This is a genomic window from Streptomyces akebiae, from assembly GCF_019599145.1.
In the GTDB taxonomy this organism is placed as follows: domain Bacteria; phylum Actinomycetota; class Actinomycetes; order Streptomycetales; family Streptomycetaceae; genus Streptomyces; species Streptomyces akebiae.
In genome coordinates this window covers 4995662-5009450 of the sequence record NZ_CP080647.1, presented here as the reverse complement: position 1 = coordinate 5009450, position 13789 = coordinate 4995662, and the positions used below count along the sequence as shown (strand labels likewise).

The 13789-nt window shown below is 70.6% G+C and carries 13 protein-coding genes; 7 read left to right on the top strand and 6 right to left on the bottom strand.

Translation table 11 applies throughout. The features are described from left to right. Positions 1-41 precede the first annotated feature (41 nt). The 3 genes from aspS (at position 42) to K1J60_RS21495 (ending at position 4007) form a co-directional block, all read left to right on the top strand. Positions 42-1805: an aspartate--tRNA ligase gene (gene aspS / locus K1J60_RS21505; RefSeq protein WP_033530534.1), complete on the top strand. Its 1764-nt coding sequence runs from the start codon at positions 42-44 to the stop codon at positions 1803-1805. A 134-nt stretch (positions 1806-1939) separates the two neighbouring features. Next, positions 1940-2845: an intradiol ring-cleavage dioxygenase gene (locus K1J60_RS21500; protein ID WP_220647624.1), complete on the top strand. Its 906-nt coding sequence runs from the start codon at positions 1940-1942 to the stop codon at positions 2843-2845. Between the two features lie 157 nt (positions 2846-3002). Next, positions 3003-4007: an intradiol ring-cleavage dioxygenase gene (locus K1J60_RS21495; RefSeq protein WP_220647623.1), complete on the top strand. Its 1005-nt coding sequence runs from the start codon at positions 3003-3005 to the stop codon at positions 4005-4007. Between the two features lie 757 nt (positions 4008-4764). Here the strand turns inward: K1J60_RS21495 and K1J60_RS21485 are convergent. Then, a complete protein-coding gene (locus K1J60_RS21485; protein ID WP_220647622.1) occupies positions 4765-5364 on the bottom strand; it encodes an O-methyltransferase in 600 nt (199 codons plus the stop codon). On the opposite strand from K1J60_RS21485, the gene K1J60_RS21480 reads away from it, so the two are divergent. Further along, positions 5363-6166 carry a GOLPH3/VPS74 family protein gene (locus K1J60_RS21480; RefSeq protein ID WP_259407853.1) on the top strand — a complete coding sequence of 268 codons (804 nt, stop codon included), beginning with the start codon at positions 5363-5365 and terminating at the stop codon, positions 6164-6166. The genes K1J60_RS21485 and K1J60_RS21480 overlap by 2 nt on opposite strands. Before the next feature lie 24 nt (positions 6167-6190). Here K1J60_RS21480 and K1J60_RS21475 read toward each other — a convergent pair whose 3' ends face one another. Both K1J60_RS21475 and K1J60_RS21470 read right to left on the bottom strand, forming a co-directional pair. Beyond that, complete coding sequence (locus K1J60_RS21475; RefSeq protein WP_220651610.1) at positions 6191-6925, bottom strand: hypothetical protein; 735 nt, start codon at positions 6923-6925, stop codon at positions 6191-6193. 188 nt (positions 6926-7113) lie between these two features. Continuing rightward, complete coding sequence (locus tag K1J60_RS21470) at positions 7114-7743, bottom strand: pathogenesis-related family 1 protein (protein WP_259407852.1); 630 nt, start codon at positions 7741-7743, stop codon at positions 7114-7116. Between the two features lie 323 nt (positions 7744-8066). On the opposite strand from K1J60_RS21470, the gene K1J60_RS21465 reads away from it, so the two are divergent. From K1J60_RS21465 to K1J60_RS21455, 3 genes are read left to right on the top strand one after another with little or no spacing between them, the layout of a single operon-like run. Next, a complete protein-coding gene (locus tag K1J60_RS21465) occupies positions 8067-8675 on the top strand; it encodes a DUF4956 domain-containing protein (protein WP_220647621.1) in 609 nt (202 codons plus the stop codon). Beyond that, positions 8672-9466: a polyphosphate polymerase domain-containing protein gene (locus K1J60_RS21460; protein WP_220647620.1), complete on the top strand. Its 795-nt coding sequence runs from the start codon at positions 8672-8674 to the stop codon at positions 9464-9466. The genes K1J60_RS21465 and K1J60_RS21460 overlap by 4 nt, the downstream gene beginning before the upstream one ends. Then, on the top strand, positions 9463-11331 hold the full coding sequence (locus tag K1J60_RS21455; RefSeq protein WP_220647619.1) for a carbohydrate-binding domain-containing protein: 1869 nt from the start codon (positions 9463-9465) through the stop codon (positions 11329-11331). The genes K1J60_RS21460 and K1J60_RS21455 overlap by 4 nt, the downstream gene beginning before the upstream one ends. Positions 11332-11484: 153 nt before the next feature. On the opposite strand, the gene K1J60_RS21450 is transcribed toward K1J60_RS21455, so the two are convergent. The 3 genes from K1J60_RS21450 to K1J60_RS21445 form a co-directional block, all read right to left on the bottom strand. Next, positions 11485-12408, bottom strand: coding sequence for a hypothetical protein (locus tag K1J60_RS21450; protein WP_220647618.1), 924 nt, complete (start codon positions 12406-12408; stop codon positions 11485-11487). An 80-nt stretch (positions 12409-12488) separates the two neighbouring features. After that, positions 12489-12614 carry a hypothetical protein gene (locus K1J60_RS46020; protein WP_259407851.1) on the bottom strand — a complete coding sequence of 42 codons (126 nt, stop codon included), beginning with the start codon at positions 12612-12614 and terminating at the stop codon, positions 12489-12491. 83 nt (positions 12615-12697) lie between these two features. Continuing rightward, positions 12698-13552: a CAP domain-containing protein gene (locus tag K1J60_RS21445; RefSeq protein WP_220647617.1), complete on the bottom strand. Its 855-nt coding sequence runs from the start codon at positions 13550-13552 to the stop codon at positions 12698-12700. Between the last annotated feature and the right edge of the window lie 237 nt (positions 13553-13789).

The window sequence follows — 13789 nt, the reverse complement described above, 5'->3', positions numbered from 1 at the left end:
ACCCGCCAGATCCCCGATCAGCGAAGGCTGGATGAACGACGATGCATCGGTACAGGTCCCACACCTGCGGCGAGCTCCGCGCCTCTGACGTCGGCACCGACGTCCGGCTGAGCGGCTGGCTGCACAATCGGCGCGACCTGGGCGGCATCCTCTTCATCGATCTCCGCGATCACTACGGCATCACGCAGTTGGTGGCCCGTCCGGGCACCCCGGCCTACGAGGCGCTGGACAAGATCTCCAAGGAGTCGACCGTCCGCGTCGACGGCAAGGTCGTCTCGCGCGGCGCCGAGAACATCAACCCGGACCTGCCCTCCGGCGAGATCGAGGTCGAGGTCGGCGAGGTCGAGCTGCTCGGCGCGGCCGCCCCGCTCCCCTTCACCATCAACACCGAGGACGGGGTCAACGAGGAGCGGCGCCTGGAGTACCGCTTCCTGGACCTGCGCCGCGAGCGCATGCACCGCAACATCATGCTGCGTACGGCCGTGATCAGCGCCATCCGCCACAAGATGACGGCCCTCGGCTTCAACGAGATGGCGACGCCGATCCTGTCCGCCACCTCCCCCGAGGGCGCCCGCGACTTCGTCGTGCCGTCGCGCCTCAACCCGGGCAAGTTCTACGCCCTCCCCCAGGCCCCGCAGCAGTTCAAGCAGCTGCTGATGATCTCGGGCTTCGACCGCTACTTCCAGATCGCGCCCTGCTTCCGGGACGAGGACGCGCGCGCGGACCGTTCGCCGGGTGAGTTCTACCAGCTCGACGTGGAGATGTCCTTCGTCGAGCAGGAGGACGTCTTCCAGCCCATCGAGAAGCTCATGACCGAGCTCTTCGAGGAGTTCGGTGGCGGCCGGCACGTGACGTCGCCCTTCCCGCGCATTCCGTTCCGCGAGGCGATGCTCAAGTACGGCTCCGACAAGCCGGACCTGCGGGCTCAGCTGGAGCTGGTCGACATCACCGATGTCTTCGAGGGTTCGGAGTTCAAGGCGTTCGCAGGCAAGCACGTGCGCGCGCTCGCCGTGCCGGACGTCTCGGCCCAGCCGCGCAAGTTCTTCGACCAGCTCGGCGAGTACGCGATCGAGCAGGGCGCCAAGGGTCTGGCCTGGGTGCGGGTCGCCGAGGACGGTTCGCTGTCCGGCCCGATCGCCAAGTTCCTCACCGAGGAGAACGTCGCCGAGCTGACCAAGCGTCTGTCGCTGGCCGCCGGGCACGCCGTGTTCTTCGGCGCGGGTGAGTTCGAAGAGGTTTCGAAGATCATGGGCGCGGTGCGGGTCGAGGCCGCCAAGCGTGCCGGGCACTTCGAGGAGGGCGTCTTCCGGTTCTGCTGGATCGTCGACTTCCCGATGTACGAGAAGGACGAGGAGACCGGCAAGATCGACTTCTCGCACAACCCCTTCTCCATGCCGCAGGGAGGCCTGGAGGCCCTGGAGACCCAGGACCCGCTGGACATCCTCGGCTGGCAGTACGACATCGTCTGCAACGGCGTCGAGCTGTCCTCCGGCGCGATCCGGAACCACGAGCCCGACATCATGCTCAAGGCCTTCGAGATCGCGGGCTACGACCGTGACACGGTCGAGGAGCAGTTCGCCGGCATGCTGCGCGCGTTCCGCTTCGGCGCCCCGCCGCACGGCGGTATCGCGCCGGGTGTCGACCGTATCGTCATGCTCCTCGCGGACGAGCCCAACATCCGCGAGACCATCGCCTTCCCGCTCAACGGCAACGCCCAGGACCTGATGATGGGCGCGCCGACAGAGCTGGAGGAGGCGCGGCTGCGTGAGCTGCACCTGTCGGTGCGCAAGCCGCAGCCGAAGTAAGGCAAGCCTTTATCGGCGCTTTCCCGGAAAGGGACCTGAAGTCGTCCGTCGATTTCAGGTCCCTTTCGCATGGCCGGGGAAAAGAAGACCTTTTCTCAGCTCGTTGACAGGTTTCTTATCTAACTTCCCGGCGCATGACAGCCAATCAACAGAGTCACGAGGATCAGCAGGATCAGCAGGGGCGGCAGGGTCAGCAGGATGTGACGCGTCGCAAGGTCGTCGTGGCCGGCGCGGGCGCCGTCGCGGCGGTGGGCCTCGGCGGCGCCATGGCGGCGAACGCCTTCGCCGGAGAACAGAGAGGGCAGACGGGCGACGGCTCCGCGCCCTTACCGGAGGAGTGCTACCTGCTCACCTCCGTGAACATGGAGGGCCCGTACTACATCGACGCCGACAAGATCCGCCAGGACGTCACCGAGGACCGGGAGGGCATCCCGCTGCTGCTCCGCGTCAAGGTGATCGACTCCGAGACGTGCCGGCCGGTCCGCGACGCGGCGGTCGACATCTGGCACTGCGACGCGGTCGGTGTCTACTCCGGCTACGAGGACATGGGCAACGGCGACGGCGGCCCTGCCCCCACCGCCCCGCCTCCCACCGGCGACCCCTCCGGCCCGCCCCCGGGCGGCGGCCACCAGGAGCCGACGGACGACACGCGCTATCTGCGCGGCACCTGGCGGACGGACCGGCAGGGCTTCGTCACGTTCAGGACCGTCTTCCCGGGCTGGTACCGGGGCCGGTGCGTGCACATCCACGTCAAGGTGCACGTCAACGGCGAGTGGACGGACGCCGGTTACGAGGGCGGCAACACCTGCCACACCGGGCAGCTCTACTTCGACGAGGAGTCCGTCCTCGCCTCCGCCGAGGTCGAGCCGTACGCGTCGAACACGGCGGAGCGCACCACACTCGACGAGGACTTCATCTACGACGGCAACGGCGCCCGGGGCGGACTGCTGACACTGCGCTACGCCCCCCGGGACATCGCGAAGGGCGTGCGGGCCTCGCTCACGGTGGGCGTGGACCCCGAGGCGACCAACGAGGGATAGCCCGAGGGGCAGAGCCAGGTATATCCAGATTTTCTGCCGAGAAGGGGCTCGAAAGGGACGGCGATTTCGGGCCCCTTTTCCGTTCGCTCGGGAAAGCCGGGGAAAACCACAGCCCCTTCTCATCGCTTTGACAGTCCGACTCCCTAATTTCCTGGCCATGACGGGAAACCAGACCGGGAACGAGAAGGCCCAGGGGCCGAAACACAAGCGGGACCTGACGCGTCGCAAGGTCGTCGTGGCGGGCGCGGGCGCCGTGGCGGCCGTGGGCGTGGGCGGAGCGGTCGTCGCGACCGCCAGCGCGGGCACCACCACGAAGGGCAACGCCAAGCCCCTCGCCGCCACGAGCGCGAGCGCCGGGGAGGAGTGCTACAAGCTCACCTCGGAGACCACCGAGGGCCCCTACTACATCGACGCGGACAAGCTCCGCCAGGACATCACCGAGGACAAGGAGGGCATCCCCCTCACCCTGCGCCTCAAGGTGATCGACTCCGAGACCTGCAAGCCCGTCCGCGACGCGGCCGTCGACATCTGGCACTGTGACGCGCTGGGGCTCTACTCGGGCTACGAGAGTTTCTCCGAGGGCGGCGGCACCGCCCCCACCGACGCGCCCTCGGGCACCCCCACGGACGTGCCGTCCGGCACCCCGACCGGGGAGCCACCGTCCGGCGGTGGCGGCGGGGGAGGCGTGCACGAGGAGCCGACCAGCGACACCCGCTATCTGCGCGGCACCTGGAAGACCGACAAGCAGGGCCTCGTCACCTTCACGACGATCTTCCCGGGCTGGTACCGGGGCCGGTGCGTGCACATCCACACCAAGGTGCACGTCAACGGCGAGTGGACGGACGCCGGTTACGAGGGCGGCAACACCTGCCACACCGGGCAGTTCTTCTTCGACGAGGAGTCCGTCCTCGCCTCCGCCGAGGTCGAGCCGTACTCGACCTCCACGACCGAGCGCACCACCCTCGACGACGACACCATCTACGACGGCAGCGGCACCCAGGGCGGACTGCTCAAGCTGAAGTACAAGAAGAACGACATCGCCAAGGGTGTCGTCGCCTCCCTCACGGTCGGTGTCGACCCGGAGGCCACGAACACCGGCACGGACGGCTCCGTCCAGCCGGGCGCGTCGGAGACGGCGTCGGAGTCCGCCTCGGCGAGCTGACCCCGACCGGCGTACACCCGTGGCTGAGCGGCCGACGGGCGTACCCCCGGCGCACGCCGAAGGCCCGGAACCCCCTCCCCTGGGTTCCGGGCCTTCGCCGTGCGCGCGCCCCGGCGTCGGGTACCCGCTGGGGAAGTCATCAGGGGACGCACAGGTTTCTCGACGGGCGATCACAGGGGGAAGGGGTGTGATGGGACGTACGGGGTGAGTGGCCCGTACGGGATGTACGACCTGTACGGGACGGAACATCGAAACATCGAAACATCGAAACATCGAAACATCGGAACATCGGAACGCTGGAGGAGGCCATGAAGCTGGTCGTGCTGGTGGCAGTGTTGCTGATCGTCGGGGCGGTGGTCGCGACCGTCGCGCGGCGGCGGTCCGTGGAGGATCCGCGTCCGTCGTCCGACCTGGACGCGGAGGCCGAGGCCAACCGCTGGGTCGTACGACTGGGCGGCAGCCTGTCCGGTATCGACGTACGGGCCCAGGCCCGGGCGGGCGGCGGCGCGGCCGAGTCCCTGACCGAGGCCACCGAACGCCTCCGCACCGCCCGCGCCCAGCTGACCGGGGCCCGCACACCGGACGAGTACGCGCGGGTCACGCGGACGGCGGTCGAGGGACTGCGCCATGTACGGGAGGCCCGTGCGGCGTTGGGGATGGACACGGGTGCGGGTGCGGGGCCGGCCAGAGGGGCGATTTCGAATGCGAGTTCGAGCATAGGGCCGGGTGCGGAGTCGGGTGGGCCGGGTGGTGGCGGTCAGGGAGAGGTGGCGGCGTCGGTCCGTACGGCGATCAGCAGGCCGGTCGACCAGGTCAGCCGGGTCGTGCGGAAGTCCGCGCGGCCCTCCAGAGCCGCGAGCAGCTCGGTCACCGCCGCCCCGTGACCCTCCGGCCAGCCGGGCACGGGCGTCAGGTCGTCGACGACGTACGCGCCGCCGGGCGCCACCAGCCCCAGCGCGGCGTCGAGGTGGGTGAACTTGCCGGGCCAGGTGTCCGCGAAGACGAGGTCGAAGGGGGCGCCGTCGTACCGCTCCAGCCAGCGACCGCCGTCGCCGGTGACGAAGGTGACCCGCCCGTCCTCGGCGAACCGGTCACGCGCGACGGCCTGTACGGCATCGTCGAGCTCGACGGTGACCAGTGTCGCCGTCTCGTTCATCCCGCCCAGGAGCCACGCGGTGCCCTCGCCCACACCTGTGCCGAGTTCGAGGATCCGGCCGCCGGGGCGGGTGGCGGCGAGCGTGGCGAGCAGGCTGCCGGTGCGGGGTTCGCACGACATGGTGAACCCGGCGGCGCGGGCCGAATCCTGTAACTCGGGCAGGGTGGAGGGGAGTTGGCTGAGCCTGGGGAAGTCGTCCATGCGGGGATTCTGGGAGGGCGGGGGTGTCGGCCGCAACTCGATGGTGCGGAACTTCCGGTCCGCCGCCCGCGTCGTACCGATCATGACCATGTCGATCGACGCCACTCCCGCCGTGTCAGCACCCGTCCCCACGACCCTCGGGGAGGAGATCCTCCTCCTCTCCCTGGACGACACCACGGGTGAGGCCCGGCTGCCCTTGCGGACGCCCTACGCGATCGCGGCGGCGGCCCTGCTGGAACGGACGCTCTCCGGGGCGGACGGGGCGGACGGGGCGGACGCCGAGACCGATGCGGTCGATGCGGTTGATGCGGTCGACGAGGCCGACGAGGCCGACGGTTCGGGCAAGGGGGCCCTGCCGGACGATGTCGGGAAGTGGATCCACGAGCACAGCACGGCGGAGTACGAGACGGCTCTGCGCGGTGTCCTGGACAAGGGTCTGATCCGGAAGGAGAAGCGCAGGGTCCTGCTCGTCTTCCGCACCACCCGTTATCCGGAGGCCGACGGCACAGTGGAGTCCGCCCTGCGCGGGCGTCTGGCGGAGGTCGTACTGGAGGGCGCCGACCCGGACCCCCGCACCGCCGCCCTGATCAGCCTCCTGCACCACGGTGACCTGCACACCCTCGCCTTCCCGGACGCCGACTCCGACGACTCCCCCGCCCGGCGGCGCATGGCGGAGATCGCCGACCACCACTGGGCCGACCCCACCCTGCGCCGGATGGCCGAGACCGCGGCGGCCACGGCGGCGGCTCTCACGGCGGCGACGATGGCGATGACGGTGGTGGTGATCGCGGCGGTGACCTGACCCCCGGGACCTACCGTCTCCGGCTCACTCGGGTTCCTCCTCCGGTGGGGACGTCAGGGCCTCCTCCTCCAGGAGGCGTTCGGCGATGTCGTCGGCCCAGGTCTGGGCCCAGCGGCGGAGTCGCAGGACGGCGTCGGCGTCGAGGCCGTGGCGGGCGAACTCCCGGTCGTCGAGCCACTCGGTGCCCTCCAGCCGGGACTGGAGGTCGGCGAGGTCGAAGGCGGTGGACGTGGCGGAGGTGTGGCGGCGGGCCAGTTCCTCCAGTTCGACGGCGGTCCAGTGGGCGGTGGCCGCGTGCACGGCGATCAGGTCGCGGGCCGTGCCCCGGTCGGCCACGGCCCGCACCGTCGTGCCGACCACGTCCTCCAGGGAGAGGGTGAGGCCGAGAGGCGTCTCCACCGGTGGGTGCCAGAGGGTCTCCTTGAGGAGGTCAAGGGTGCGTTCCTCCGCCGTGGTGGGGTCGGTGACGAGGAGACGGGCGGAGAGCGGGGCCGTCTCCACCGTGCGCACCAGCCAGCCGCGTTCCGCCAGCCCCGCTCGCACCGTGGCCGCGATCCGCTCCATCGGCGCCGCGTGTTCCGTCGCCGTCTCCAGGTCCCGGCCGGGCGGCCGCGCCTCGACCAGACCGTGCGCCTGCGCCGCGTGGTCGCCGGTGAGGGCGAGCCCGTACGGGGCGCCGACGGCCAGCACGTCGCCGAGGAGATGGCGAAGCTGATCGGGGAGGCCGCTGACGCGCGGGTCCGTGGGGCCGTCGTGCACGCGCGGGTCCGGAGCGTCGGTGTGCGGCTGCGGGGCCAAGGGGTCGGGGTGCGGCTGCGGGTCCGAGGGGTCGGGGTGCGGGTGCGGATCCGGGGCATGGTCGTTCACGCGCGGGCCTCGGGGACGGCGGGGAGGGGCGGGAGTGGGGCCATGGAGGGATTATCACGGCCCCCGCGGTCATTCCCCGGTCAGTACGGCCGTCGCCCCACCCAGTTCCCCGGTGGGTCGAAGTTGGCGACCACGTAGGTCCAGCCGTTCCCGCACCTCGCCTTGGCCGCCCCGACCCGTGTCGAGGCACGCCGGACGAGCTGGGTGTAGTGGAGGCACTCCCGGTCGTTGACGCAGGAGTTGGAGGGGCGGTCGTAGTCGGACTTCTCGTCGAGCCACAGACGGGCCGCGTCCGCCAGCGAGTAGCGAGGGCTCGACCCCTTGGCCAGGTTCTCGCCGTACCGGCTGTTCGAGTGGACGAGCGCACAGTCGGCGACCCGCACCCGCGCCCAGGAGCGGGCCTGCGCGGCGACGGACTCGTCCCAGACCAGCGGGGGGACGCCGACGTCCGCCCGCGCCTGGTTGACGACCGACAGGAAGCCTCTGACCTCGGCTTTCGGTGCGGTCGCCGCGTTCGGGGCGGTCGCCACCGACCCGGCACCGGTCACCTCGACGCCCGTCACCCCGGCACCGGTCACCCTGGCCGCCGTCGCCGTGACCGTCTCCACGACCGGGGGCCGGGGGCCGACGGCCTGAGCCGCCCCCGGAGCGAGCGCCAGCGTCGCCGCCGCGGTCGCCGCGGCCATCGTCCGCGCCCTGTCCCGTCGCACCACTGGTGCCTCCTTCTGCTCCAACTTCCTTACCAGCGAAGCAACTTGTAGGGCAGCACGGGGACCGGCCGGGGGCGACCGGATCTCCTGCCACCCCATCGGGGGAATCACAGCGCGTACGGGTTTCGGCGGCCCGGTCCGTCAGGCCATTGCACCGTGACCTCAGGGCGGTCGCCCGCCGAGACGGTCTGTTGGGGAGGGGGTGACCGTGGGAGACACCGACGGGCGCCCGGGTTCACCTGTAGTTGGCCGGCGGAACTTCTCAAGTTCAGTTAAGGGAAGGCAAAGCGGGCTCAAAGGTTGACCCTCGATCGTCTTTTGACATGGACCAGACCCTTCTCGTGGTCGCCGATCTGGCCGCCATCTCCGTGCTGACCTTCGCGGTCTACTTCCCGCGCCACCACCGCCGGGACCTCATCGCCGCCTTCCTCGGCGTCAACGTCGGTGTCCTCGCCGTGGCGATGACGCTCAGCTCGTCGTCGGTCGGCATCGGCCTCGGCATGGGGCTGTTCGGCGTCCTGTCGATCATCCGGCTGCGGTCCAACGAGATCGCCCAGCACGAGATCGCGTACTACTTCTCCGCGCTCGCCCTCGGCCTGCTGGCCGGCCTCCCGGAGCAGGTCAACGTCCTGTCGGCGCTGCTCATGGCGCTGATCGTCGCCACGATGTACGTCGGCGACCATCCGCGGCTGTTCGGCCGCTACCGGCAGCGCAGCCTGCGCCTCGACGCCGCCTACACCGACGAGGACGCCCTGCGCGCCCACCTCGAAGTACTGCTGGGCGGGCGGGTGGTGAACCTCTCCGTGCAGAGCGTCGACTTGGTCAACGACATGACCCTGGTCGACGTCCGGTACCTCGTCACCGGCGAGGGCCCGCGCGCACCGCGCGAGGCCGACGGCCGGATCGAGCGGGAACAGGGGGTCCGGGCATGACGGCCCTGGACTCCGTCGCCCCCGTGGTCGGGGCGCTGCGCCCCATCGGCCTCGACGAACTCGTCGACCGCGCCGAGCTGCTGACCCGGCTGGACCGCAAGTACATGCTGCCCCTCACCGACCTGCCCCTCGTGCTCGGCGGGCTGGATGAGGACGTCCAGGTACTGGAAGTCGACGGCGAGCGGCAGTTCGCGTACCGGTCCGTGTACTTCGACACCCCGGACATGGACGGCTACCGGGGCGCCGCCCACCGCCGCCGCCGCCGCTTCAAGCTGCGGATACGGACCTACCTGGCGTCCGGGCAGCACTTCCTGGAGGTCAAGACGCGCGGCCCGCGCGGCACCACCGTCAAGCAGCGCGTCCCGTACGACGGTGAGCTGGGGCGGCTGGGCCCCGAGGCGCGGGCGTACGTCGACGACGTGCTCCGCGTGGCGGGCATCGACTCCCACGGCTTCCGCCTGGTGCCGGCGCTCACCACCCGCTACCTCCGCACCACCCTCTTCCTGCCGGGCAGCGGCAGCCGGGTCACCGTCGACACCGACCTGACCTGGGCGCTGCCCGACGGCGCCGAGCTGCGCACCCCCGAGCGGACCATCGTCGAGACCAAGGCGGGCCGCGCCGGATCGGGCGCCGACCGGCTGCTGTGGTCGCTCAGGCACCGGCCCTGCCCGGTCTCCAAGTACGGCACCGGGCTCGCCGCGCTGCGGCCCGACCTGCCCGCCAACCGCTGGCTGCCCGTTCTGCGGCGCCACTTCCCCACCGCACCTGCACTGAACGGGAGCCCCGCATGAACATCCGTATGAACTCGTGGAAGAGCAGGACACGGGGGTTCCGTACGAAGGCGGCCGCAGCGCTCGCCTCCGTCGTCCTCGCGACCGCCGCGCTGGCCGGGTGCTCCTCCGGGAGCGACTCCGAGGCGGCGTCGTCCGACTCGTCGTCGAGCGCGAGCGCGGCGGCGGCCGTGGACGGGACGCGGAACGCGGCGGCCGTCCTCGCCGACAACGAGGACACGCACGCCGAGGACGGTGACACGGAGTACGACGAGTCGGAGGCCGTGGGCATCGAGCTGAAGGGGGACTCGGCCTCCGCCGACGGCAAGGGAGTGGACGTCGACGGCTCCACCGTCACCATCACCTCCAGTGGGACGTACCTGCTCAGCGGGTCCCTGGACGACGGCCAGATCGTGGTCACCGCCCCCGAGGCGACCGTGACGCTGATCCTCGACGGGGTCGACATCTCCAGCTCCTCGGGGTCGGCGATCGCCGCGACCGAGGCGGAGCGGCTCGTGGTCGTCCTCGCGGACGGCAGTGAGAACAAGCTGAGCGACACCGACTCCTACGCCGACGACGCCGAGGCGAACGCCGCCCTGTACAGCGCGGGCGACCTGACGATCGGCGGCAGCGGCTCGCTGACCGTGACGGGCAACGGCAACGACGCGATCGCCGGCAAGGACGGCCTGGTCGTCGAGGGCGGGAACATCACCGTCGAGGCCGCCGACGACGGCATCCGGGGCAAGGACTACCTGGTGGTGAACGGCGGCACCGTCACCGTGACGGCGAAGGGCGACGGACTCAAGTCCGACAACGCGGACGAGGAGGACGCCGGTTACATCGCCGTCGCGGGCGGCACGCTCTCCGTCAGCGCGAACGGTGACGCTGTGGACGCCGCCACGGATCTCGTCGTGACCGGCGGCAGGCTCACCGTGCAGAGCGAGGCCTCCGACGACACCTCCGCGCACGGCCTGAAGTCCGGCGTGATCACGGTGTTGGAGGGCGGCACGGTCGACGTCTCCGCCTCCGCCGACGCGCTGCACGGCGACGCGGCCGTCCACCTCAACGGAGCCGACGTCACCCTCGCGGCCGGCGACGACGGCATCCACGCCGAGGGCGACCTCATCATCAGCAAGGGCACGCTGAACGTCACCCGCTCCAACGAGGGCCTGGAGGGCAAGGACATCCTCGTCCGGGGCGGCACCTCGAACGTCACCTCCGACGACGACGGCGTCAACGCGTCGGGCAGCGAGGCGACGTCCGAGGAGGAGCAGGGCGGGCAGGGCGGCTTCGGTGGCGGCGGTCCCGGCGGGGGCGGCGGTGGGGAGAACGTCGGCGATTACTCCGCGAAGGTCACCGGCGGCACGCTCGTCCTCAACTCGCAGGGCGACGGCTTCGACTCCAACGGCACCGCCGAGATCACCGGCGGCACGGTCGTCGTCAACGGTCCCGAGATGGGCGGCAACGGAGCGCTCGACGTCAACGGCAGCTTCACCGTCAGCGGCGGCACCCTCCTCGCCGCCGGCAGCGCGGGCATGGTCGTCGCCCCGGACGAGGAATCGGAACAGGGCTGGCTGTCGGCGACACTGGACGCGTCGGTCGAGGCGGGCACAACCCTGCACATCGTCGACGCGGACGGGAAGGTCGTGGCGTCGTACGTCACCTCGAAGACCATCCAGAACGTCGTGTACTCGGGCGCCGGGATCGAGAGCGGTGAGGAGTACACCGTCTACTCCGGCGGCTCCACCTCCGGCTCCGACACCGGCGGCCTCGCCGAATCCGGCAAGCTCGGCTCGGCAAAGAAGATCGCCACGGTCACGGCGGGCGAGGCCCCGGAGGGCGGCGGCTTCGGGGGCGGTCCGGGCGGGGGTGGGAACCGGGGCTGAGGGCTGCACGGAGAGGGGAGCCGGAAGTCCGCCATCGCCGCCGGGCCCTGTCGGCCTGGCGGCGACAGCGGTGCTGCCACACGTGACCGCCACTCAGCCGCTCGATGCCGCGATCGCGATGGCCCGATCACCTCGCAGGGGGCGGACCGGGGCTCAAACGAGGCCCTCACCGGACGGGGCATCGGCGGCCCCTGAGTTCTCCGGGCCCTCCGCGAAGAGTTCCTCCGCGTGCGTGACCGTGCCGGCCCGGTCGAGCCAGGCGCTGACTCGGGTGGGGTCGGAGCATGTGGTGATGCGTTCCCGGACGTCGTCGGTGACGGGAATGCCACGCACCTCCAGGACGCGCAGGACTCCCTTGGCCTCGCCCTTGGCCTCGCCCTCCAGGTAAGCCGTCTCGCGGACTGTCCCACGACCGGGGAAGTAGCTGACGAAGCTCATGATGTCCCTCCATTTTTCTCCGGCGGGAGTGCCCCGCAGATTGACTTCCAGGAACTCGTAGAAGTAGTCGGCTGCCTTCCCGTCCGTCTCCTGAAGGGCGCGGCCCATCGCGTCCAGTATGTCGTTGATCTGAGCGCTGCGGGCGTGTGCGAGAGCGGAGAAGGCGGCCATGGCGAGGTTGTTCGCCGCGGTCCTCGGGTCGGTGACCGCCGGAAGGTTGTCCGGCCCGACGACCATGGGGTGGGTTCGCTGAGTGATCCAGCCGCGCGTACCGCAGTCGAAGGGGCCTGACGCCCACTTCGCGGTGCGCCGATCCTGACAGACGACGAGCAGCAGTACGGGCAGACGGTACTTGGACTGGAGGTAGTAGACGTAGTACGGCCAGCTCCTCTCCTTGTCCGGCTTTCGCTCGCCCTGTACTTCGACGGCGAGCAGGAAGTCCTCCCCGTCGGACGGGCCGATGCGCAGCACGGTGTCCACGCGCCGCTCCATCGGTTTGGTCTCCGTCACGTCGGTGGTGAGCGCGTCCACGGTCGCCTTCTCCGGAAAGGGGAGGCCCAGCACTCCGAAGACGGGTACGAGGATCTCGGGCTTCTCCTGGAAGATGCGGTGCAGGCCCTCGTGGGCTGAAGTGACCATGTGGTGGAACCTACGGGCCATCTCGCACCGTTATGGGGTCACTTGAGGTGGGATCACTCTTTCGAGCAAGGAAGAAACGTTCACACCGCCGTGGTCAGCTCGCACCAGACGAACTTGCCGTCCGTGCGGTGGGGTTCGGCGGTGTGGATCGCCAGCGGCTCGGACGGCGCTTCATGCGTCGAACTCGCCCTGTCGCCTTCCCGCATACTCCTCCGCGAGAGCGACGACCCCGCCCGCATACTCCCGTCACCCGTCACGGCGCCGCCGCCCTCATACGGCACCTCGGCGGCTACGCCTGTGAGCCGAAGTTCTGGGTCCAGTAGTTGCCCGGTCCCGCCAGGCCGATGCCGATCTCCTTGAAGGCGCAGTTGAGGATGTTCGCCTTGTGGCCGGGGCTGTTCATCCAGCCGTCCATGACGCTGTCGGCGGTGCCGTAGCCGGCGGCGACGTTCTCGCCCGCCGTGCTGAAGCGGTAGCCGACGCGGGCGAGGCGGTCGCTCATGGACGAGCCGTCGGAGCCGGTGTGGGACATGTTCTGGTGGTCGGCCATGTCCTGGCTGTGGTCCTGGGCCGCCTTGGTCAGCTTGTCGTCCACCGTCACCGGTGAGCAACCGGCCTTCTCGCGTTCGGCGTTGACCAGGCTCAGCACCTGAGCCGTGGGACCGGAGGCCGCGTTCCCGGCGGAGGCGGCGGGAGCGCGTTCGGCCTGGGTGGCCTTCGGGGCGCTCGGCGGCGGCGTGGTCCTGGCCGGGGTGTCGGCGGCCTCGGGGGTGGACTTGGCCTTCGGCTCGGCGGACTTGGAGGGAGACGCGCTCGGCTTGGCCTTGGAACGCGACGGGCTCGGGGAGCGCTCCGGAGTGTCCGGGGTGCTCTCGGCGGAAGGCGTCACGGACGCGGAGGGTGTGGGCGACGGCGCCGGGGGAGCCGGGTCCGGCTTCTGCCCTCCCCACCAGGAGGAGGCCACACTGCTCCAGTCGCCGAGCCCCACACCACCGGCCCACGCGGCCGTGGGGATGCCCACGGCGCCCACGGCCACCACGAAGGCGGTGGCGACGGCTATCTTCCGGCGTTTCGTCCTCGGCTGCCGCGCCCCCGACCGTTTCGTCGTACGGCGGTGACTGTTCGTTCGTCCCGTGCGTGTCATGCGTGGCCTCACTGAATGGTCCGACTTCGACGCAATCGACCCCTTGGCAGGCCGTGGCCCTGGTGAGCCCGGTCATTATGGGGACCGCTCGGCGTACCGGGCAACGAACACGTGTGCTGCCGCCGCGGTGCGTCGGCGAGGCCTTTCGAGGGGGCCGAGGCGTACGTCCGCAGCGGGTCGCCGTCCGCGCCCGAGCCACCGAACCCGCCCTGGGAGCAGGCAGAAAGCTGTTGTCCC

Excerpts from the sequence above, each read along its gene's own strand:
- aspS (WP_033530534.1), top strand. The coding sequence starts at position 42 with ATGCATCGGTACAGGTCCCACACCTGCGGCGAGCTCCGCGCCTCTGAC.
- K1J60_RS21500 (WP_220647624.1), top strand. The coding sequence starts at position 1,940 with ATGACAGCCAATCAACAGAGTCACGAGGATCAGCAGGATCAGCAGGGG.
- K1J60_RS21495 (WP_220647623.1), top strand. The coding sequence starts at position 3,003 with ATGACGGGAAACCAGACCGGGAACGAGAAGGCCCAGGGGCCGAAACAC.
- K1J60_RS21480 (WP_259407853.1), top strand. The coding sequence starts at position 5,363 with ATGCGGGGATTCTGGGAGGGCGGGGGTGTCGGCCGCAACTCGATGGTG.
- K1J60_RS21485 (WP_220647622.1), bottom strand. The coding sequence starts at position 5,364 with ATGGACGACTTCCCCAGGCTCAGCCAACTCCCCTCCACCCTGCCCGAG.
- K1J60_RS21465 (WP_220647621.1), top strand. The coding sequence starts at position 8,067 with ATGGACCAGACCCTTCTCGTGGTCGCCGATCTGGCCGCCATCTCCGTG.
- K1J60_RS21460 (WP_220647620.1), top strand. The coding sequence starts at position 8,672 with ATGACGGCCCTGGACTCCGTCGCCCCCGTGGTCGGGGCGCTGCGCCCC.
- K1J60_RS21455 (WP_220647619.1), top strand. The coding sequence starts at position 9,463 with ATGAACATCCGTATGAACTCGTGGAAGAGCAGGACACGGGGGTTCCGT.
- K1J60_RS21450 (WP_220647618.1), bottom strand. The coding sequence starts at position 12,408 with ATGGTCACTTCAGCCCACGAGGGCCTGCACCGCATCTTCCAGGAGAAG.
- K1J60_RS46020 (WP_259407851.1), bottom strand. The coding sequence starts at position 12,614 with ATGCGGGAAGGCGACAGGGCGAGTTCGACGCATGAAGCGCCGTCCGAG.
- K1J60_RS21445 (WP_220647617.1), bottom strand. The coding sequence starts at position 13,552 with ATGACACGCACGGGACGAACGAACAGTCACCGCCGTACGACGAAACGG.